Raw genomic sequence first — 22095 nt, forward strand, 5'->3', positions numbered from 1 at the left:
ACCTATTATTACAAGTTGAATTTTTTGGTTCTCTTAGTATAATTACGAACCATTTTCATTTCACAGAATTATCTGTTTTCTTTATATTTAGATCGTTTCCGAGGATTTTATGGAACAAATGCTTGAACTGTTACAAGGCCATGTCGATTATATTATTTTAGGTTTATTATTATTAATGAGTGTCGTATTAGTATGGAAAATCATTGAGCGAATCCTGTTTTATAAACAACTTGATGTTACACAATACGACACTATTCACGATTTGGAAATTGACGTAACTCGTAACCTCACCACGATTTCTACTATCGGTGCTAATGCACCTTATGTCGGCTTATTAGGTACGGTATTAGGTATTTTATTAACCTTTTATCATTTAGGCCATTCTGGCGGTGAAATTGATGCAGCATCGATTATGGTGCATTTATCACTTGCACTAAAAGCAACTGCGGCAGGTATCTTAGTTGCGATTCCAGCAATGATGTTCTACAGCGGCTTTAACCGCAAAGTGGAAGAAAGCAAACTTAAATGGCAAGCTATTCAAGCTCGCAAAGCCAATTAATAGGGCGTTGTTATGAAAAAGTTTGATGAAATTAATATTATTCCGTTCATTGATATTATGTTGGTGTTGCTAGCAATTGTATTAGTTACTGCTTCGTTTATTTCGCAAGGAAAAATTCCGGTAAACGTGCCTAAAGCAACAACAACTCAAGCCATGAAAGCGGATGAATTAGCAAAATTACTTACGATTACGGAAAATAATGAGTTCTATTTCAATGACAAACCGATTACAAAAGAAGCATTAACTACAGAAGTCGCAGCTTGGGATAAGACTCAAAAAGTTACCTTAAAAGTTGATGGTGCAGTTGCATTTGAGAAATTTGTTGAACTGACTGATATTCTCGCTGCTAACGAAATTAAAAATGTCGCTATTGTAACGAAAAAAGATACAGTTAAGAAATAGGATACGAGTATGAAGAAAAAACATTCTCGTATCGGTTTAGTCGGTTCTATTGCTTTCCATTCTCTTATTTTTGCCGGTATTACTTCTGTTGTTATCAATTCTCACTCCGATATAAAACCTCAAGAAGAAGCCTTATCTATTGAGATGGTTGCCGCATTATTGGAGCAGCCTCAAGTTGCTGTATCACAAGAAGTATCAACCCCACCGGAAGTTGAACCACAAATAGAGAAAGAACCTGAAGTTCTACAACAAGAAGCTGTTCCTGAACCGAAACCGCTTCCCAAACCTAAACCGAAAGAAAAACCAAAAGAGAAGCCAAAGGAAAAACCTAAAGAACCACCAAAGCCTAAAGAAAAACCCAAAGAAGTTGAAAAACCAAAAGACAAGCCTAAAAAAGAAAAACCGAAAGAAATCGTTAAGCCGATTAAAGCCTTAGAGAAAGGCCCTGAAACTAAACAAGGTATTGTCGCTAAAGCAGTACCAAATGCTTTCCAAGGTACTCAAGTTCGTGCAGGTATTCCAAACGGTAAACCGGAAGGAAATCCAAACGGCATTGCTACAAACGGTGCTAAAAATGGAACAATAGCTGGTAATAACAACGGTGGAAGTTCTGCAAGTGAAATAGGAGCTTATAAAGCAGCACTACAACGCGCTTTACAGCGTCGCGCAAGTAGTTCCTATCCAACTCGGGAAAAAATGATGCGTAAGACCGGAACCGTTACTATCGGTTTTAGCGTTTCCTCATCGGGACAACTGACCAATGTACAGGTACTGAACAGCTCAGGGAACAGTAATTTGGACAGCGCTGCGGTAAAAGCGGCACAAAGTACCAAAGTTGAACCACCTCCGGCCGGATTCCCAAGTAATGTTACCGTTCCGGTAAGATTTTCGATTGAGTAAATCTTTTCTAATAAGCTCCCATTCGGGAGCTTATTTTTTTATTCTATGCAAGCGATCATTTTCTACGAAATTTTTGCAAAAAATCGCCAAAAGATAACCGCTTGCCTAAAGCAGAGTGCTTAAGTAAAATAAGTCGTTTCTGTTTTTATTATACAATTTGAGGAAAATGTAATGTTTGGAAAAGGCGGCTTAGGCGGTTTAATGAAACAAGCTCAGCAAATGCAAGAGCGTATGCAAAAAATGCAAGAAGAAATCGCACAACTTGAAGTAACCGGCGAATCCGGTGCAGGTTTAGTAAAAGTAACCATCAATGGTGCACATAACTGCCGTCGTATCGAAATCGATCCATCATTAATGGAAGACGATAAAGAAATGGTTGAGGACTTAGTCGCCGCTGCATTCAATGATGCCGTTCGCCGTGCGGAAGAAATGCAAAAAGAAAAAATGGCAAGCGTGACTGCCGGTATGCAATTACCACCGGGTATGAAATTCCCATTCTAATTTAGCTATAATGGATAGATGCTCTGGCAACTATCCATTATTAATTTTCAACTATCCATTCCTATTTATGCAAATTAGCCCTTTACTCGAAAACCTTATGGAAGCCCTGCGTGCATTACCCGGTGTCGGTCCGAAATCCGCACAGCGTATGGCATATCATTTATTACAACGCAATCGTTCCGGTGGTGTGAACTTATCTAAGGCATTGAACGAAGCAATGACGCATATCGGTCATTGTAACTCTTGCCGTACATTTACCGAAGAGGATGAATGTAATATCTGTAAAAACCCTCGCCGCCAAATGAGCGGTCAACTTTGTGTGGTTGAAATGCCGGAAGATATTCAAGCCATTGAACAAACCGGACAGTTTTCAGGGCGTTATTTTGTATTAATGGGACATCTTTCACCACTAGACGGTATTGGACCAAGAGAAATTGGCCTAGATCTATTACAAAGCCGTTTAGAGAATGAATCTTTTCACGAAGTTATTCTTGCCACTAATCCGACGATTGAAGGCGATGCAACGGCTAATTATATTGCGGAAATGTGTCATATCCACAATGTGAAAGTCACTCGCATTGCGCATGGGATTCCGGTTGGCGGCTCATTAGAAATGGTAGACGGCACAACCCTTTCTCACTCTTTTGCCGGTAGACGAGATATTTCGCTATAAGATGAAAAGGTTATTTGGCTAGCTATAAAAGTCTGATACAATTACTCAAGTATTAATCACTAGAGGTTATCATGGAAACTATCGATACTATTGAAAAAATCAAAAAACAAATCAGCGAAAACCCAATTCTTCTTTATATGAAAGGTTCGCCGAAATTCCCTTCATGCGGTTTCTCTGCTCGTGCGGTGGAAGCGGTAATTAACTGCCAAGTACCATTCGGTTATGTTGATATTTTAACAAATCCGGATATTCGTGCTGAATTACCAAAATTCGCAAATTGGCCAACTTTCCCACAATTATGGGTAGAAGGCGAATTAGTTGGCGGTTGTGATATCGTATTAGAAATGTTCCAAAAAGGTGAACTACGAACCTTATTAAAAGAAGTCGCGGCTAAACACGCTTAATTCTTTAACAAACATTCAGCCCAAGCCATTCGCTTGGGTTTTTTTCTGCAAAAAATGCCATTTTGCTCTTACATTCTTATTCGTTTTTGGCTTACAATGTAAAAATTCATTGGTAAGAAATAACAATAAGGACACAACAACATGGCTTTAAAAGATTTAGATTGGGCTAATTTAGGCTTTTCCTACATTAAAACAGATTATCGCTTCATCGCACATTGGAAAGATGGTAAATGGGATGAAGGTCAATTAACTACCGATAACACTCTCCATATTCACGAAGGTTCAACTGCACTTCACTACGGCCAACAATGTTTCGAGGGCTTAAAAGCCTATCGTTGCAAAGACGGTTCTATCAATTTATTCCGCCCTGAAGAAAATGCAAAACGTATGCAAGGTACAGCACGCCGTCTATTAATGGCAGAAGTGCCGACCGAGTTATTTGTGCGTGCTTGTAAAGAAGTAGTCAAAGCAAACCAAGATTGGTTAGGCCCATACGGTTCAGGCGCTACACTTTACTTACGTCCGTTCTTAATTGGTGTCGGTGAAAACATTGGTGTTAAAGCCGCTCCGGAATACATTTTCTCCGTATTCTGCTGTCCGGTGGGTGCGTATTTCAAAGGTGGTTTAGCACCGTCTAACTTCATCACAACCGACTACGACCGTGCCGCACCAATGGGAACCGGCGGTGTTAAAGTGGGTGGTAACTACGCGGCAAGTTTATTACCGCATGAATTGGCGGCAGCACAAGGCACAGCAACACGTAAATTTGCCGATGCGATCTACCTTGATCCGAAAACTCATACTAAAATTGAAGAAGTGGGTGCAGCAAACTTTTTCGGTATTACCAAAGACAATAAATTTATTACCCCAGCGTCAGAATCGATCTTACCAAGTATTACCAAATACTCGTTATTACATATTGCTAAAGAGCGTTTAGGTATGGAAACGATTGAAGGCGACGTATATATTGATCAGTTAGATCAATTCGCCGAAGCCGGCGCTTGCGGTACAGCGGCGGTAATTACACCGGTTGGTGGTATTCAGCATAAAGGTAATTTCCACGTATTCTATTCAGAAACGGAAGTTGGTCCGGTAACAAAACGCTTATATGCAGAGCTGACCGGTATCCAATTTGGTGATGTAGAAGCACCAGAAGGCTGGATTGTTAAAGTAGAATAGGCTAATTTTGTGACAAGCGGTAAAATCTTGCAATTTTTTGCAAATTTCTACCGCTTGTTCTTTTTTAAAGATAGGGAATATTATGATTCAACGTATTGATGTTAGTAAACGTTTCTCTGAAGTGACAATTTATAACGGCGTGGCTTATCTAGCCGGTCAAGTACCGACTGACGATAGCCAAGATGCTTATCAGCAAACCAAACAAGTGCTTGCGGAAATTGATAAATTTTTAGCGAAAGCTAATACCGATAAAAGTAAGATCTTAATGGCAACCGTTTATCTTGCGAATATGGCTTATTATGATGAGATGAACCGTGCTTGGGACGAATGGGTTGCAGAAAATAATGCACCGCCACGGGCTGCGGTGGAAGCAAGACTCGCAAATCCCAACTGGAAGGTTGAAATCGTTGTCACTGCCGCCATTTAATGAGTAAGGCGTAACTATTTGCTTACGCCTAGCGTGCTTAATCGAATAGGAGGAAACATGAGATCATTTAATCGACACGCTCATATTTTCTTTATTGGTGGTGCAGCTGATCTTGAACCCTACTATTTTGTAGGACCTCTGAATAATATCACAATTGCACAAAAAAGATTCGCTAGAAAAATCCACAGATATTTAGCAAATTATTCAAATATTCACTTCCATTCTCTTGGCTATAACCATATTTATCATTTAAGTGATATTGAGTTAAATGTCTTACTCAAAATTCAACCGCAGGATCTTATTTATATTATCGGACACAGTTTAGGTGGTTGGAATGCACCGCATTTAGCCAAAATACTAAAAGACAAAGGCTATAGAGTACGTATTCTTGCTACACTTGATCCAGTTGGAGAGGGAACATTAGTTTGGCTCGGCTCAAATATCTATAAAACACCGCAACCCCAACCAGATGCTGATTTTTGGATTAATATTCGAGCAGAAAACGAGAACTTAGATCTTTCCGATATTGTGGCTCAGATAGGTCAACAATGGTTACTGACTGATGAACCAAATATCAATGAAACACTCCATATTCATCATTTCGATGCTCAACAAATGTTAAGACATAAATTACATACGGGAAAATCAATTATGGATTACATTATCGACAATATTCAGCAACTCTTATAATGCTTCTGATTGTGACTTTACGAAAATCGATCTATTATTTTAGGACATAAATTAAATTCTATAATAAAGGATAAAAAATGAATCTCACAGAAGCATTACCTGAAACCATTACCAAACTATTACGCAATATTTTAAGTTCATTACTCATTATTCTTGCTATTGTATTAATCATCGCTTTGGTTAAAGTGACTTACGGACTATGCATAATGATTTTAACTAGTGGAACTACTGTCCCCTATGCCTTAGCCGAACAAATCGTAATGTTCTTTCTCTACTTCGGTTTTTTAGGACTCATTTCGCAATATTTTAAGAGCGGTTATCATTTCCCATTACGCTATTTTATTTATGCTGGGATCACTGCGATGTTACGCCTAATCATTGTTGACCACGAAAGTGCTACAAACACAATTCTATTCGCAGGTGCCATCTTACTCATGGTGATCGCACTTTGCTTAGTACTTTATTCGGATAAACTCAGAAATATCTAAATTATCCGTGTATTACGTAGTTAAATTTTCTAAATATTCTACCGCTTATAAATAAAAAACCACGGAAAGCAATGATCACATAGGATAACTTCCAAGTAATCAGAGTATTCCGTGGCTAACATTCCTCTTAAATTATTCCACCATAAAACAAGCAATTTTAGTGTCGTTTTCGTAGCTTTTTAACTGCGGCTGTTCAGCTTTACATTTTTCGGTCGCCAAACGGCAACGAGCGTGAAATGCACAACCTTTCGGCGGATTTAACGGGCTTGGTAATTCACCGGTTAATTTAATTCGCTCACGACGTTGCTCCGGATTTAAGCGAGGTGTCGCCGAAAGTAACGCTTGGGTGTACGGGTGGCGAGGATTACTGAAAATCGCTTTGGTTTCGCCTTGCTCCACCACTCGTCCTAAGTACATCACCATCACTTCATCGGCAATATGCTCAACCACCGACAGATCATGCGAAATGAAAACATAGGAAAGTCCCATCTCGTCTTGCAGATCCATCATCAAATTAAGCACTTGCGCACGCACCGATACGTCCAATGCCGAAACCGGCTCATCCGCTACCACTACATCAGGGTTAAGCATTAAGCCTCGAGCAATCGCAATACGCTGGCGTTGTCCGCCGGAGAACATATGCGGATAACGGTCATAAAACTCAGGTTTTAAGCCGACTTTGCCCATCATTTCCAACACTTTCGCTTTACGCTCTGCTGCCGATAAATCGGTATTGATTAATAACGGTTCTTCTAAAATGCTGCCCACTTTTTTACGTGGATTCAGCGAGCTATAAGGGTTTTGGAATACAATCTGAATTTTTTTACGGCGTAATGCAGCGGTATCTTTATCATTGACTAAGAAATTCTGCCCTTTATAAAACAGCTCGCCTTCAGTTGGGCTTTCAATCATGGTGAGCATTCTCCCCAAGGTTGATTTACCGCAACCGGACTCGCCGACCACCGCTAGCGTTTTACCTCGTTCCAATTGGAATGACACGCCATCTACCGCTTTAACTGTTTTCGGTTTAGCAAACATACCTTGCTTAACCGGATAATATTTTTTCAGATTTTTCGCATCAAGAAGCGGTACGTTTTGTTCATTTTTTTGCAAATCAGTCATTTCGCTTCTCCGTTATTGTTGGATCGTTGGCACGCCATTTTCATCTAACGGAAAATGACACTTCACTTGGCGACCGTTTAAAACCCGTAATTCAGGCTCACTGGTTCGGCATTTATCCGTTGCATACGGACAACGAGGATTCAGCAAACAGCCTTGCGGTCGGTCGTATTTACCAGGAACCACACCGGGCAGCGATTGTAAACGAGATTTACCTTCGGCAAATTCAGGCAACGCTTTAAGCAATGCTTGAGTATAAGGGTGAAGTGGTGCTTTAAAGATTAATTCTGCTTTGCCCTCTTCCACTACTTGCCCTGCATACATCACAATAATGCGATGTGCCAATTCTGCAACCAATGCTAAATCGTGGGTAATCAGAATCAACGCCATATTTTCTTTACGTTGCAATTCCAGCAATAAATCAATAATTTGTGCTTGAATCGTTACGTCTAATGCGGTGGTCGGTTCGTCCGCAATCAATAGTTTCGGATTACACGCAATCGCCATAGCGATCATCACACGCTGGCTCATACCACCTGAAAGCTGATGCGGATAAACCTCTAAACGAGATTGCGGATCAGGAATCCCCACCATGGTTAATAATTCAATCGCACGTTCACGGCGAGCCGCTTTTGAGCCGCCTTGATGCACTTTCAACGCTTCCATAATTTGGAAACCAACAGTATAACTCGGGTTAAGACTGGTCATCGCATCTTGGAAAATCATCGATACGTCCGCACCAACAATTTTTTGTTTTTCTTTCGGTTTTAACGCTAATAAATCATTACCATTAAACTCAAGCGAATTTGCTGTCACACGACCAGGAAGTCAATTAAACCCATAATCGCTAACGAGCTGACCGATTTACCCGAACCTGACTCACCGACAATGCCTAACACTTCACCTTCGTTAATCGTATAACTAATACGATCTACCGCTTTGAAAGGGGCTTTCTCATCACCGAAATGGACAGAAAGCTGATCTACCGTTAATAAAGCCATCTTGCTCTCCTTATTGTTTCAATTTTGGATCGAGTGCATCACGTAAGCCGTCACCCATTAAGTTAAACGCTAATACAAGTAATAAAATTGCTAGTCCTGGAATGGTTACTAACCAGTTTGCCGATTGCATAAAACCACGAGATTCCGCTAACATCGTGCCTAATTCCGGTGTTGGTGGCTGCGCACCAATACCTAAGAAACCAAGTGCGGCAAGTTCTAAAATCGCATTGGAAATCCCCATCGTCATTTGTACGATTAATGGTGCTAGACAGTTTGGTAAAATGACGACAAACATTAAACGTAATACACCGGCACCGGCAACTCGGCTCGCCACCACATAATCACGATTCTTTTCGCTCATCACCGAAGCACGAGTTAAACGTACATAGCTTGGAATCGAAACAATCGCAATCGCAATCGCCGCATTAATCAAGGAAGGTCCTAAAATGGTGACCACGCCAATGGTGAGAAGTAAGCTCGGAATGGCTAACATAATATCGACAAAACGCATAATCACGATATCAATCACACCGCCGTAATAGCCGGCAAGTAAGCCTAAAATTACGCCGAATACGCAAGATAAAATCACGATAACTAAGCCGATAAACACCGATAAACGCGCACCGTAGATAATGCGAGAAAGAATATCACGTCCAATATCATCAGTTCCTAACAGATAAGCGGAATTACCACCGTCCATCCACGCCGGAGGTAGTAATAAGGCACTACGATTTTGCTCAATCGGATCAAAAGGGGCGACCCAACCTGCAAATACCGCAGCGAAAAAGACAATCGTAATAAAGGCAAGCCCGATAACCGCACCACGGTTTTGGCAAAAGTAATACCAAAACTCTTGTAAAGGTGTCTTCGGAGCCGGTGCCGAAAGGGTTGTTGAAGACATTATGTATCTCACTCCATTCAAATCATTTTGCAAAATGTTGCGTAAATTTAACCGCTTGTGAAAGCTGAAAAATAGGCTTAGTTATGGCGAATTCTTGGATTAACAACACCATAAATTAAATCAACGGTTAAGTTCACTAAAATAATAATCGTCGCAATAATTAGTACTGAACCTTGTAAAACCGGATAGTCACGAGCATTAATCGCATCGATAATCCATTTACCGATCCCTGGCCACGAAAAGATATTCTCGGTAAGTACAGCACCGGAAAGTAACTGCCCCACAATTAATCCCACAACGGTAACTACCGGAATCAAAGCATTGCGTAACGCATGGACAATCACAATACGAGTGGTATTCAAACCCTTCGCTTTTGCGGTACGAATATAATCTTCACCTAACACTTCCAGCATTGAAGAACGAGTCATACGTGTCACCACCGCCAATGGAATAGTCCCTAATACGATTGAAGGTAAAATCAAGGATTTGATAGCGGCAAGAAAAGCACCCGGTTCCTCTGAAATCCAAGTGTCATACAACATAAAGCCACTTTCCGCTTCAATCCAATATTCGGAAGGTAAACGCCCAGAAGCCGGTAAACCTAACGGCGTAGAGAAATAGAGAATTAAGATTAACCCCCACCAGAAAATCGGCATCGAATATCCAGTTAAAGATAAAGTGGTTACTGTATGTGAAATCCACGAATCTTTCTTCACAGCGGCAATCACACCGAGGAAAATCCCAAATATCAGCGACCATAACAACGCAAAAAACGCTAATTCAACCGTTGCTGGGAAAAGTGTAAAAAACTCTTTTAACACCGGTTCATTGTTACGGAATGAATTGCCGAGATCGCCCTGAAAGATTCCCTTAATATAATTAAAATATTGTTCAGGTAAGGGTAAATCTAAACCAAGCTGAGCCATCATCTGAGCGTGAACTGCCGGATCTAGACCTCGTTCCCCCATACGAATTTCAATCGGGTCGCCCGGAATTAAATGCACTAAGGCAAAAGTAATTAACGTTATCGCCAGAAAGGTTGGGATAACCATCAAAAGACGTTTAAGAATAAATGAAAACATTAGGTAATACTCATTATTTGAACCACGGAAAATATGAAAAACACGGCATTAAGCGGTAAAATTCAGCGGATTTTTTACAAATTGCTAATAACTTTCTGCCGTGCTTTTCAATGGTTAATAAGAGAACTTATTTTGCCTCTAAATCAACCCCGTAGAAATTATGTAAGCTAAATGGGCTGATCACATAACCTTTTACTTCCTTACGAACCGGGAAATAAGTGGTTGAGTGAGCAATGGTTACCCATGGTGCTTGTTCTTTGAAAAGTACTTGCGCTTGTTTATAAAGCTCGGTACGTTTTGCTTTATCAGTTGTTTGAACTGCATCGGTCATTAACTTATCAAAATCTTTATGACAGAATTTGGCATAGTTAGAACCTTGTTTTACTGCCGCACAACTTAATAAAGTATTCAGGAAATTATCCGGATCGCCGTTATCACCGTTCCAGCCCATCATACCGGTGGTATGTTCGCCGTCACGCATACGATTGAGATATTCACCCCATTCGTAACTCACGATTTTGGCATTCACACCCACTTTTTTCCAATCTTCTTGGATAAGCTCCGCCATACGACGTGCATTCGGGTTATACGGACGAGAAACCGGCATTGCCCACACTTCAGTATCAAAACCTTTTTCCAATCCGGCTTCTTTTAACAAGGCTTTGGCTTTTTCCGGATTATAGTCATAATCCTTCACTTCATCGTTATAACTCCACATTGTCGGTGGAATCGGATTTTTCGCTTTTTCACCGGAACCTTGATAAACAGACTGAATAATTGCATCTTTATTAATCGCATAGTTTAACGCTTGACGCACTTTCACATCATCAAACGGTTTTTTCTGCGTATTGAAATGTAAATAGCCGATATTTAAACCCAGCTTGGTCATTAAATTGATATTCGGATCTTTTTTCAATGCTTCAAGATCAGCCGGATTCGGATAAGGTGCGGCGTGACATTCACCTTTTTGTAATTTCGCCATACGCACCGAAGCATCCGGTGTAATCGCAAAGACTAAACGGTCGATCGCCGGTTTACCTTCCCAATATTGCTCAAAACCTTTATAACGAATCTGAGCATCTTTTTGGTAATCAACAAATTGGAATGGTCCCGTACCAACCGGATTTTGATCTAATTTTTCAGGCGTACCCGCTTTTAATAATTTATCCGCATATTCCGCAGAGAAAATCGAAGCAAAATCCATCGCAATATTCGCTAAGAAGGGTGCATTCGGTACTTTTAGATTAATTTTAACCGTATAATCATCCACTTTCTCAACATTTTGAATAATGTTGCCCATATCCATACCGATAAAATATTCATAGTTACCACCAGATACTTTATGATACGGATGATTCGGATCTAATTGACGATTGAATGAGAACACTACATCGTCCGCATTAAAATCACGGCTCGGTTTAAAATCTTTAGTCGAATGGAATTTCACCCCTTTACGTAAATAAAAGGTATAACTTTTGCCGTCTTCCGACACTTCCCATTTTTCCGCTAAGGATGGTACAACTGTTGTTTCGCCTTTAGCAAAGTCAACTAAACGATTAAAAATCGCTTGGCTGGTTGCATCAAGCGTACCGCCGTCTGTTGCAAATTGCGGATTTAAATAGGTAGGAGAGGCTTCTAAACAATAAACAAATGTTTTAGGTGCAGCAAAAGCCGAACTTGAAGCGGCAATTGCCAATGAGAGCAGAGAAAGTTTTGTTAGTTTATTCATTGAATACTCCAGTATTGTGTTTGCTTTTTATTTTTATGAATTATTTGAATATACAAGTTTTTCAATGAAGTTCAATACTTTTTCCATAAAAAGCGGTCTAAATTTAGCGAAAATTTGAAAATCTTTCACTAAATTTAGACCGCTCATCATATCAATTGCAATCTATCCAATATAAATTTTAAACTATTGGGAATTTTCTAGTTCAATGCGATAAAAATTATGTGATAAAAAAGGACTGACCGTATAGCCTTTTACTTCTTTACGTATTGGAAAATAAGTTGTCGAATGTGCAATCGGCAACCAAGGCGCTTGCTGTTTAAAAATTACTTGAGCCTGTTTATAAAGTGCTTCTCGCTTTACCTTATCTGGCTCTTGCGCTGCTTGCGTAACTAAATCATTGTAAGATTTATCACAGAAATGTGCATAATTTGAGCCTTGTTTGACCGCATTACAACTTAATAAAGTATTTAAGAAATTATCCGGATCACCGTTATCGCCAGTCCAGCCCATCATACCGGTTGAATGTTCGCCTTGTTCCATTCGCTTGAGGTATTCTCCCCATTCAAAACTAACAATTTTGGCATTCACCCCGATTTGCTTCCAATCTTCTTGAACCATTTCAGCCATACGACGTGCATTCGGATTATACGGGCGAGAAACCGGCATTGCCCATAATTCCGTTTCAAAACCATTTTCCAAGCCAGCTTCTTTTAATAACGCCTTCGCTTTCTCCGGATTATATTCATAATCCTGAACCTGATCGTTATAGCCCCAAATTGTCGGCGGCATCGGATTTTTGGCAACAGAACCTGTACCTTGATACACCGATTCTAAAATTGCCTGCTTGTTTACCGCATAATTGAGAGCTTGACGTACTTTCTGATTATCTAACGGTTTCTTATCCAAATTAAAAGTAATATAGCCGATATTTAAGCCGGATTTTTCTAATACTTGTAAGTTAGTATCCGCTTTCATCTGAGCAATATCAGCTGGGTTTGGATACGGCATTGCCTGACATTCGTTTTTCTGCAATTTGGCATAACGTACCGTCGCATCGGGTGTCACACTAAACACTAAGCGGTCTAATTTTGCCCTCCCCTGCCAATAATCATCAAATGCTTTAAAACGCACATAAGCATCTTTTTGTAAACCGGCAAACTCAAACGGTCCAGTACCAATCGGTGCAGTATCGACTTTTTCCGGTGTGCCAGCTTTTAACATTTGGTCAGCATATTCTGACGAGGAAATTGACGCGAAATCCATCGCAAGATTAGCTAAAAACGGGGCATTTGGCACTTTTAAGTGGAATTTAACTACATAAGTATCCACTTTCTCTACTTTCTCAATAATATTAGGCATATCCATACCTAAGAAAAACTCGTAGTTACCGCCCGACACATTATGGAAATAGTTATATTTATTTAATTGGCGGTTAAAAACGAATAGCACATCATCGGCATTGAAATTACGAGATGGGGTAAATTCTTTATTTTTATGAAATTTAACCCCTTTACGTAAATAAAAGGTATAAGTTTTACCATCCGCAGAAATATCCCATTTTTCAGCTAAGGAAGGAATAAGATTTGTCGTACCCGGCTCAAAATCAATTAAACGATTATATAACGCCTGTGCTACATCTAATGTTGCACCGTCTGTACCGATTTGCGGATTTAAAAAGGTGGGAGAAGATTCAATACAATAAGTAAATGTTTGCGGAGCCGCCAGAACAGAGCCGGAAAAAGTTGCAATAGCAAACGCAGATAAGGCAGAGAGTTTTTTCATTAGGATTCCTGATATTGTGTCATATTATTAGTATATTCAGATATTATCAGGATATATCTTTGCTCTCAAATGAATAGATATAAATTTTTAAATAGATATAAAAAAAGTCCTAATATTAATTAGGACTTTTTGTTTTTAATCTGAGTTTAACTTGCTACGGTTAATTGTCCGCCATAGAGGATGAAATAACGTAAACACAATACACCGATTAAATCAAGAATTGAAACGAAAATGATAAATTTAACATTATGTTTCAAACTATGGCTACCTAGAATATTTGCCACTAATGGAATTAAGATACCGATAAAGAATACCCCAACCCAGAAAATAGTTCCCCAGAAGCCCGATAACGCATTATGTAATGCAAGTTGTTTATCCGCCCCACCGAAATGTAAACCAACAAAGAATGCCACTAACAAACCTAGTTCAGTCACCATTACTGGAACTTCAAATTTATGGATAAAGTGTACTTCGTTGCTTTCACCGGATAATTTACCAGCAATTAAGATCATTAAGAATGTCGCAGCAATACCGGATGATGTACCTGATGCTAAGAATAACGCTGGTAATACAGGGTTATTTAACATTGGATAGCTGATTAAAGCAGAAAGTAGGAAACCAGTATAAGCCCCTAATACGGCCGCTAACACAAAGAGTACGAACTCTACCAATTTTAGCAAACGGGTTTCTGCAAAATCCACTAACGGTAAAACAAACTTCAGTGCCGGAATATAACGGTTAATTAAAACTGCTAACCAGTCTTTAAACATAATTGCTATCCAAACGACTAAAACCGCCATATAGATTTGGAATAGCATTACCCCCATCGACATAACGGAAGTACCGCTATAGTTAAACATTAATTTCCAGAATGTCCACGGTTTAGTCAGATGGAAGATCAATAATGTTAAACCGATAAGCGTCGGTAACGTACCTAAAATAGCCGCACTACGAATAATCCAGTTTTCGCTATTTTTTTCGATTTTATTACCGCTATTACGGTAAGCGATCGCTAACTGCACCGCACCTGATGAAATACCTAATAAGAAAAGGTAAATCGCAATGGTGCTGTCCCACACTAAATTCGGGGTTTGGAATGGAATATAGTCGTTCATTATCTATGTTCCCCCTTGCCAAATGGAATGTGGTATAAGTTCGGCTCTGTACCTAAAGATACTTTAGTACGATATACAGGATTTTCACGTACTTTTTTGTACACTTCACTATTATGATCGTTCATATCACCGAAAGTTAACGCTTTGGTCGGACAAGCCTCTACACAAGCAGGCTGTTTACCTTCCGCAAGATTGGTATCACGACAGAAGTTACATTTATCTGCTGATTTTTTCTCCGGATGAATAAAACGTACACGGTATGGACAAACTGCGATGCAGTATTGGCAACCAACACATAAGTCTGAATGTACATCAACGATACCAGTTTCCGGATCAACGAATGATGCACCGGTCGGACAAACCGCTACACAAGGTGCGTTTGTACAATGTTGGCAAGATTGACGGAAAAATTCATACTCGACATTCGGAAATTCGCCATATGGCTCGCTACGGATAATTTCTAAACGAGAAACACCTTCAGGTACTTTATTCGTTGTACGGCATGCGTCCATACAAGCGGTACAACCGATACAAGATGCTTCATCGTGCACCATCGCATAGCGAATTTTTTTCTCTTCTTTCTCAGTAGCAAGAGTTACTGAGGTAGCAAGCCCGGTGCTTGCTACGACAGCGATAGCACCTGCCCCTGAGACGAAGTCTCTACGGGTGCAAGTCATTATTTAGTTTCCTTTGCTTTGAGTGAATCCATTTCACGAGTTTTAAATTCGCCTGAATGGATTTTTGTGTGACAATCCGTACAAAGTTTAATACGTTGTTTTTCAGGAATGTCTTTCATCGGTTCTTTTTCCGGGTGAAGTTCATGACAATTTGTACATGAAATTTTCGCTGCATGAGTATCATGCGCCCAGAATTTTTCACGTAATTTATCCGCCGTATGACAAGCTACACACACTTGGTTTTGTTCATTTACAGAACGTTCAAGCGAAGGATTGCTTGCTTTACCATGCGGATTAAAACGCATTACGTCTTTTACACCTTTACGGTGATTTTCAGAAATATTACCATGACAACTTACGCAAGTAATTTGTTCGCCACTATTCGGACTTTTCACATTTTTTTGGAAATGTTTACCCGCATGATGGAACGGTTTACCTGTTGCGTTTGCTGATTCGTGACACTGTACACAGTATTTATTCGGATCACGGCGTGCATCTTCTGCAATTTGTGCATCACTTGCTTGCTCACTCCACAATGGTTTCGGTGGTTGTGGCATTTCCGCTTGGGAAGCGGTTGAAATTGCAAAGAAACTTGCAAAAGCGACCGCTTGGAGGGCGATTGCTCGCCCTACTTTTGAGATAATGTTTTTCATAATTTCACCTCAAGCTTCTATTATTTCGCTTCTGCTTTTGGTGCTGTAACCGCTTTCGGTTCTTCTACTGCAGGTAATAAACCTTTTTCACGAGCTTGAGCTTCCCATTGTGGAACGACTGTACGTAAAAATTCTGCTTTATCTGCCTCTAATTTTGGCATATTTAAACCAATCGCTTTTTGTGCTTTTTCTCTCGTAGAAATATCTGGAATAGCAACCGGTGTTGTTACACCATGTTTCGCTAATACTACACCGAGTTTCGCACGAGCATCCGCTGCACGGTCAATACCTGTTGCAATTACATGCAGCATTACATCCGGAGCGTGCATATGGCTACCGTGACCCGCTGCTGAGTAATCCCAACGCCATTGAGCGTGACGAATTGCTGTTAACACATCTTTCATTTCTTCTTGAGTTGCACCAGCATCCCAAGCTGCTTTCGCTTCAAAGTGTGCTTTCACTAATTGATCTTCAAGTTTGATCATTGCTTCTTTAACTTGATGTTTATGCTCTTTTACACGTTTTTGTAATGTTTCTTTGCTTTGTTCATGACACGTTTTACAAGTCACATCAAATTGATCGAATGGATTACCAATTTTGTGATCCGTATAAACTTTACCATCTTTATCTTTCACTTTCGGCATATGGCAGTCGATACAAGTTACGCCATTTTTACCATGTACACCTTGAGACCAAACTTCAAAATCTGGGTGTTGTGCTTTTAACATAGGTGCTTTAGATAAAGCATGAGTCCAGTCAGTAAATTGAATTTCATCGTAATATTTCTCAATACTATCGACATCCACACCTTTTTTCCAAGGGAACGTTACGTCCGTTTTATCTTTAAAGTAGTACTCAACGTGACAGTTTGCACATACCGCAACACGTTTACCATGTTTATCTAAATCTTCAAATTTCCAACCTACAGTTTCTAATGCACGTAATACGTGTGGACGAGCAACGCGTAATGCTGGTTTGCCTTCTTCAAACTCTTTAGATTTTGTATCATGACAGTCTGCACAACCGATTGAGTTTACGATTTCAGCACCGTATTTTGCCCATTTCGGATCAAAGTAACCACGCTCGCCTTTTTCTTCGATTAAGCGAGGTACATCCGGACCTTTACATGTCCAACAAGCCATTGGCTGAGGGCCATCATTTTCATCTTTTGGTGCACCAGTACGTAAAATTTCACGTACGTCTGTTACTGCATAATAGTGACCACGAGGTTTGTTATACTCTGCGGAAAATAAATAACCCGCCCATAACACAACATAACGAGGATCTGCTTCTAATGCACTACCACGATCCGTTGATTCTGAAGTGGCTTTCCATGAGTTATATTGAAGCGGATATTTTTCAGCAAATTTATGGTTTGCCGATTCTACTACTACACCTAGTTTTTCATGTTTTAATGCTTTATCTGTTAAAGATGGAGCTTTCGCTTCCTCTGCCCATGCTGATGATGATAAACACCCCAACATCGCAATGGTCGCCATTGCTAATTTTTTAGTTAAACGTTTCACGTTGTGTCCCCCCACAAAATGTAGATAGAAATGATAACTTTTCTTATTAAAACAATAAGATAAACTTTAAGTTTCATTAATGAGAATAGAACAAAATAACTAAAATTTTTAGTTCGATTTTAACTTTTATTGAAATAAATCAACAAAAAATCCACAAATACCTCTTTAGCGGTATCTTATTTTGCACATAAATAACAATCATTTTTATCTATTTATGCCATTCATAAAATCTTTAGTAACGATAACGTTTGCTTCGAGCTGATAATATGGCTTATCCGTATTTATTCAGGTAGATAAAGATCGTATTAATTACAATTATTTTAATCTATAAGGTTTAAAAAAATCAGAATCTGTGTTATCAATAACAATCTTTTATTTTATAAATTTAACTAAATAAATAATATAAGGACACAACATACAATGAACGGTGCAAATTTAGTCATTGAAAGTCTGAAAGCACAGGGCGTGACTACACTATTTGGTTACCCTGGTGGGGCGATTATGCCTACTTATGATGCGCTTTATGACTCAGGATTAGATCATTTATTAGTTCGCAACGAGCAAGGTGCGGCAATGGCTGCTATTGGCTATGCACGTGCAACGGGTAAAGTTGGGGTATGTATTGCGACTTCCGGTCCTGGTGCAACGAATTTGATTACCGGATTGGGCGATGCAGCGTTAGATTCTATTCCTGTGGTTGCTCTTACTGGACAGGTAGCAAGTCATTTGATCGGTACAGACGCTTTCCAAGAATCCGATGTTTTAGGCTTATCACTCGCTTGTACTAAACACAGTTTCATTGTCCAAAATATTGAAGAATTACCGGAAATTATCGCTCGAGCGTTCCAGATTGCACAAAGTGGTCGTCCTGGTCCGGTATTAGTCGATATTCCTCGTGATATTCAACTCGCTCCAACTTCAGCCAAACCGATTGTTTATGAAAAACAGCCTGTTGGCCCACAAGATCCATACTTACTCAGTGAAGCAAAAGCTCTATTGGCTAATGCTAAACGTCCGGTACTTTACGTCGGTGGCGGTGTCGGTATGGCTGGCGGTGTACAAGCGGTCAGAAATTTCCTAAAAGTCACAAATATTCCGTCTGTATCAACCTTAAAAGGGCTAGGCACAATTACCGTTGATGATCCACTTTATATGGGTATGATCGGTATGCACGGTACTAAAGCAGCAAACTATGCGGTACAAGAATGTGATCTTTTAATCGCGTGCGGAGCACGTTTTGACGACCGAGTAACCGGTAAATTAGACACTTTTGCGCCACACGCTAAAGTGATTCATATTGATATTGATATTGCTGAAATTAATAAGTTACGCAAAGTACAGGTGGCATTACAAGGTGATTTAATTGAAGCAGTTAATGCTTTGGCACAACCGTTAGATATTGAGCCTTGGCGTGAAGATGTAAAACGCTTAAAAGCAGATTTGGATTTCCACTATATTGATAATGCCGGAGAAGGCGATATTGATGCTAAGGCATTACTAAACACGCTTTCACAACGCAAACCGAAAAATGCGATTATCACGACTGATGTAGGCCAACACCAAATGTGGTCTGCACAGCATTTACAACATTTTGCCCCGGAAAACTTCATCACTTCGGCAGGTTTCGGTTCAATGGGCTTCGGTTTACCGGCAGCGGTGGGTGCGGTAAAAGCTCGTCCACAAGATCCTGTGATATTAGTCACCGGTGACGGCTCAATTATGATGAATATCCAAGAATTCGGCTCAATCAAACGTGGCAAGTTACCCATCAAAATTTTATTACTAGATAACCAACGTTTAGGAATGGTACGCCAATGGCAATCACTCTTCTTCCATGGTCGCCACAGTAATACGATTTTAGATGATAATCCCGATTTTGTGGTATTGGCTTCAGCGTTTGGAATTGAAGGTGAGCGTATCGAAAAAGCAAGCGAAGTATCTGACGCATTAGATCGTTTGCTCAATGCCAAAGAAGCTTATCTACTACATGTTTGTATTCCGGAAGAAGATAACGTATGGCCGCTTGTGCCACCGGGTGCGTGTAACGCCGATATGCTTGATGATGAAGTGTAAGAATAGGGAGAAATAAATATGCAACGTTACGATCTAACTATTACGGCAGAGAAACGCCCTGAAACACTTGAGCGAATTTTACGAGTTGTACGTCATCGTGGATTTGAGATTTTAACGATGAATGTCAGTAGTGATACACAACATTTTGAAATGACACTTCATATACAAAGTACACGAGCGATTGAATTGCTGACGCATCAATTAAGCAAACTGATCGATGTAAAATCGATTCGCTAATCAACTAAAAAGCAAATTTCACAAGCGGTTGTTTTTTATTTGTTTCTGGTAAAATATCAAATAAATGCAACCGCTTATACATTGTTCAAAATAACACAACATAGCCTAATTTGGAGAAATATATGCCTATTTTACGTTCTGCAACCTCAACGCAAGGTCGCAATATGGCAGGTGCACGTGCATTATGGCGTGCAACAGGAATGAAAGAAAACGACTTCGGCAAACCGATTATTGCCGTCGTAAACTCATTTACTCAATTTGTACCGGGTCACGTTCACTTACGTGATATGGGTAAACTGGTAGCTGAACAAATTGAAGCTGCCGGCGGTGTTGCAAAAGAATTTAATACAATCGCAGTGGATGACGGTATCGCAATGGGTCACGGCGGTATGCTTTACTCACTACCAAGCCGTGATTTAATCGCTGACTCGGTTGAATATATGGTCAATGCACACTGTGCCGATGCAATGGTGTGTATTTCAAACTGTGACAAAATCACTCCGGGAATGTTAATGGCAGCAATGCGTTTAAATATTCCGGCAATTTTTGTTTCCGGCGGCCCAATGGAAGCTGGCAAAACCAAACTCTCGGATCAGCTGATTAAATTAGATTTAGTCGATGCCATGGTACAAGCAGCAGATAAAAATGTATCGGATGCAGATGTTGCTGCTATCGAACGTTCAGCTTGCCCTACTTGCGGTTCTTGTTCGGGTATGTTTACTGCTAACTCCATGAACTGCTTAACCGAAGCATTAGGTTTATCTTTGCCAGGTAACGGTTCAATGTTAGCTACCCACGCTGATCGTAAAGAATTATTCTTAAAAGCCGGTCGTCAAATTGTTGAGCTTTGCAAACGTTACTACGAGCAAGACGATGCGAGCGTATTACCACGTTCAATCGCCACCAAAGCGGCATTTGAAAATGCAATGAGCTTAGATATCGCGATGGGCGGTTCAACCAATACGGTTTTACATTTATTAGCAGCGGCACAAGAAGCGGAAGTAGATTTCACTATGGCGGATATCGATCGTTTATCACGTGTAGTTCCTTGCTTATCAAAAGTTGCCCCAAATACCAATAAATATCATATGGAAGATGTACACCGTGCCGGCGGTATTATGGCGATTTTAGGCGAGTTAGATCGTGCAAAATTATTACATAACGACACAAATACTGTACTGGGTATGACGATTGGTGAACAAATTTCACAATACGATATTATGTTAACCAAAGACGAAGCAGTACATAAATTCTTCCGTGCCGGCCCAGCGGGTATTCGTACCACACAAGCATTCTCACAAGATTGTCGTTGGGATACGGTAGATAACGACCGCCAAAACGGTTGTATTCGCAGCAAAGAACACGCATATAGCCAAGACGGTGGTTTAGCAATGCTTTCTGGTAATATCGCACTGGACGGTTGTATCGTAAAAACTGCCGGTGTAGATGAAAGTATCTTGAAATTTACCGGCGAAGCCATTGTATTTGAAAGCCAAGAAGATGCGGTTGCAGGTATTTTGGGCGGTAAAGTACGTGCTGGTCATGTCGTTGTGATTCGTTACGAAGGTCCGAAAGGTGGTCCGGGTATGCAAGAAATGCTTTATCCGACCAGTTACTTAAAATCAATGGGGTTAGGTAAAGCCTGTGCATTATTAACAGACGGTCGTTTCTCTGGCGGTACATCAGGTTTATCAATCGGTCACTGCTCGCCGGAAGCAGCGGCAGGCGGTTTAATCGGTGTGGTAAAAGACGGCGATACGATTGAAATCGATATTCCAAACCGCCGTATTGAGTTAAAAGTGGCAGAAGAAGAACTAGCACAACGTCGTACAGAACAAGATGCGAAAGGTTGGAAACCAGCAAATCGCCAACGTGAAGTATCATTCGCCTTAAAAGTGTACGGACATTTTGCAACTTCTGCGGATAAAGGTGCAGTACGCGATAAAACCAAAATCTAATAAAGGCTAATTAGCATAA

Annotated in this window: 22 protein-coding genes and 1 pseudogene; 13 read left to right on the plus strand and 10 right to left on the minus strand. The window is 40.2% G+C overall.

Going from position 1 to position 22095, the window contains the following annotated elements; genetic code table 11:
* Window positions 1-109: 109 nt before the first annotated feature.
* The 10 genes from exbB (at window position 110) to psiE (ending at window position 6223) form a co-directional block, all read left to right on the plus strand.
* Complete coding sequence (gene exbB, locus NYR60_RS05020; protein WP_279465876.1) at window positions 110-559, plus strand: TonB-system energizer ExbB; 450 nt, start codon at window positions 110-112, stop codon at window positions 557-559.
* 12 nt (window positions 560-571) lie between these two features.
* Entirely contained in the window at window positions 572-961 is a 390-nt protein-coding gene (gene exbD / locus NYR60_RS05025; RefSeq protein ID WP_279465877.1) for a TonB system transport protein ExbD, read from the plus strand.
* Window positions 962-970: 9 nt separating this feature from the next.
* Window positions 971-1861 carry an energy transducer TonB gene (locus NYR60_RS05030; protein WP_279465879.1) on the plus strand — a complete coding sequence of 297 codons (891 nt, stop codon included), beginning with the start codon at window positions 971-973 and terminating at the stop codon, window positions 1859-1861.
* A gap of 171 nt (window positions 1862-2032) precedes the next feature.
* On the plus strand, window positions 2033-2362 hold the full coding sequence (locus tag NYR60_RS05035) for a YbaB/EbfC family nucleoid-associated protein (protein WP_005600053.1): 330 nt from the start codon (window positions 2033-2035) through the stop codon (window positions 2360-2362).
* 67 nt (window positions 2363-2429) lie between these two features.
* Entirely contained in the window at window positions 2430-3035 is a 606-nt protein-coding gene (gene recR, locus NYR60_RS05040; protein WP_279465880.1) for a recombination mediator RecR, read from the plus strand.
* 80 nt (window positions 3036-3115) lie between these two features.
* Window positions 3116-3439 carry a Grx4 family monothiol glutaredoxin gene (grxD, locus tag NYR60_RS05045; protein ID WP_279467968.1) on the plus strand — a complete coding sequence of 108 codons (324 nt, stop codon included), beginning with the start codon at window positions 3116-3118 and terminating at the stop codon, window positions 3437-3439.
* A 141-nt stretch (window positions 3440-3580) separates the two neighbouring features.
* Complete coding sequence (locus NYR60_RS05050; protein WP_279465882.1) at window positions 3581-4618, plus strand: branched-chain amino acid aminotransferase; 1038 nt, start codon at window positions 3581-3583, stop codon at window positions 4616-4618.
* An 82-nt stretch (window positions 4619-4700) separates the two neighbouring features.
* Window positions 4701-5045 (plus strand): RidA family protein, encoded by a 345-nt coding sequence (locus NYR60_RS05055; protein WP_279465887.1) that lies wholly within the window; start codon window positions 4701-4703, stop codon window positions 5043-5045.
* Between the two features lie 57 nt (window positions 5046-5102).
* Complete coding sequence (locus tag NYR60_RS05060; RefSeq protein ID WP_279465889.1) at window positions 5103-5735, plus strand: hydrolase; 633 nt, start codon at window positions 5103-5105, stop codon at window positions 5733-5735.
* Between the two features lie 77 nt (window positions 5736-5812).
* The gene (gene psiE, locus NYR60_RS05065; RefSeq protein WP_279445183.1) at window positions 5813-6223 is read left to right on the plus strand and encodes a phosphate-starvation-inducible protein PsiE; all 411 of its coding nucleotides are present in this window, start codon (window positions 5813-5815) and stop codon (window positions 6221-6223) included.
* A 132-nt stretch (window positions 6224-6355) separates the two neighbouring features.
* Here the strand turns inward: psiE and NYR60_RS05070 are convergent, their stop codons facing one another.
* The 10 genes and pseudogenes from NYR60_RS05070 to nrfA all read right to left on the minus strand — a co-directional run bounded on the left by NYR60_RS05070 (window position 6356) and on the right by nrfA (window position 17808).
* Entirely contained in the window at window positions 6356-7345 is a 990-nt protein-coding gene (locus NYR60_RS05070) for a peptide ABC transporter ATP-binding protein (protein ID WP_279465891.1), read from the minus strand.
* A gap of 12 nt (window positions 7346-7357) precedes the next feature.
* Window positions 7358-8343: pseudogene (gene dppD, locus NYR60_RS05075) on the minus strand (dipeptide ABC transporter ATP-binding protein).
* Between the two features lie 10 nt (window positions 8344-8353).
* Window positions 8354-9244 carry an ABC transporter permease subunit gene (locus NYR60_RS05080; protein WP_279465892.1) on the minus strand — a complete coding sequence of 297 codons (891 nt, stop codon included), beginning with the start codon at window positions 9242-9244 and terminating at the stop codon, window positions 8354-8356.
* A 77-nt stretch (window positions 9245-9321) separates the two neighbouring features.
* Window positions 9322-10326 carry an ABC transporter permease subunit gene (locus NYR60_RS05085; protein ID WP_279465893.1) on the minus strand — a complete coding sequence of 335 codons (1005 nt, stop codon included), beginning with the start codon at window positions 10324-10326 and terminating at the stop codon, window positions 9322-9324.
* 127 nt (window positions 10327-10453) lie between these two features.
* Window positions 10454-12055 carry an ABC transporter substrate-binding protein gene (locus NYR60_RS05090; RefSeq protein WP_279465894.1) on the minus strand — a complete coding sequence of 534 codons (1602 nt, stop codon included), beginning with the start codon at window positions 12053-12055 and terminating at the stop codon, window positions 10454-10456.
* 183 nt (window positions 12056-12238) lie between these two features.
* Window positions 12239-13837 (minus strand): ABC transporter substrate-binding protein, encoded by a 1599-nt coding sequence (locus NYR60_RS05095; protein ID WP_279465896.1) that lies wholly within the window; start codon window positions 13835-13837, stop codon window positions 12239-12241.
* Between the two features lie 146 nt (window positions 13838-13983).
* On the minus strand, window positions 13984-14952 hold the full coding sequence (gene nrfD, locus NYR60_RS05100) for a cytochrome c nitrite reductase subunit NrfD (protein ID WP_279465898.1): 969 nt from the start codon (window positions 14950-14952) through the stop codon (window positions 13984-13986).
* Window positions 14952-15629 carry a cytochrome c nitrite reductase Fe-S protein gene (gene nrfC / locus NYR60_RS05105; RefSeq protein ID WP_279465900.1) on the minus strand — a complete coding sequence of 226 codons (678 nt, stop codon included), beginning with the start codon at window positions 15627-15629 and terminating at the stop codon, window positions 14952-14954. The genes nrfD and nrfC overlap by 1 nt, the downstream gene beginning before the upstream one ends.
* The gene (gene nrfB, locus NYR60_RS05110) at window positions 15629-16282 is read right to left on the minus strand and encodes a cytochrome c nitrite reductase pentaheme subunit (RefSeq protein ID WP_279465902.1); all 654 of its coding nucleotides are present in this window, start codon (window positions 16280-16282) and stop codon (window positions 15629-15631) included. Before nrfB ends, nrfC begins: the two co-directional genes overlap by 1 nt.
* A gap of 20 nt (window positions 16283-16302) precedes the next feature.
* Window positions 16303-17808 (minus strand): ammonia-forming nitrite reductase cytochrome c552 subunit, encoded by a 1506-nt coding sequence (gene nrfA / locus NYR60_RS05115; RefSeq protein WP_279465903.1) that lies wholly within the window; start codon window positions 17806-17808, stop codon window positions 16303-16305.
* Window positions 17809-18228: 420 nt separating this feature from the next.
* Between nrfA and ilvG the strand changes: the two genes are divergently transcribed.
* The 3 genes from ilvG to ilvD all read left to right on the plus strand — a co-directional run bounded on the left by ilvG (window position 18229) and on the right by ilvD (window position 22076).
* Entirely contained in the window at window positions 18229-19881 is a 1653-nt protein-coding gene (gene ilvG, locus NYR60_RS05120) for an acetolactate synthase 2 catalytic subunit (protein ID WP_279465905.1), read from the plus strand.
* 18 nt (window positions 19882-19899) lie between these two features.
* Window positions 19900-20118, plus strand: coding sequence for an acetolactate synthase 2 small subunit (ilvM, locus tag NYR60_RS05125; protein ID WP_279465906.1), 219 nt, complete (start codon window positions 19900-19902; stop codon window positions 20116-20118).
* Window positions 20119-20240: 122 nt separating this feature from the next.
* Entirely contained in the window at window positions 20241-22076 is a 1836-nt protein-coding gene (gene ilvD, locus NYR60_RS05130; protein WP_279465908.1) for a dihydroxy-acid dehydratase, read from the plus strand.
* Window positions 22077-22095 lie beyond the last annotated feature (19 nt).

It is taken from the genome of Actinobacillus genomosp. 2, assembly GCF_029773605.1.
In the GTDB taxonomy this organism is placed as follows: Bacteria; Pseudomonadota; Gammaproteobacteria; order Enterobacterales; family Pasteurellaceae; genus Actinobacillus.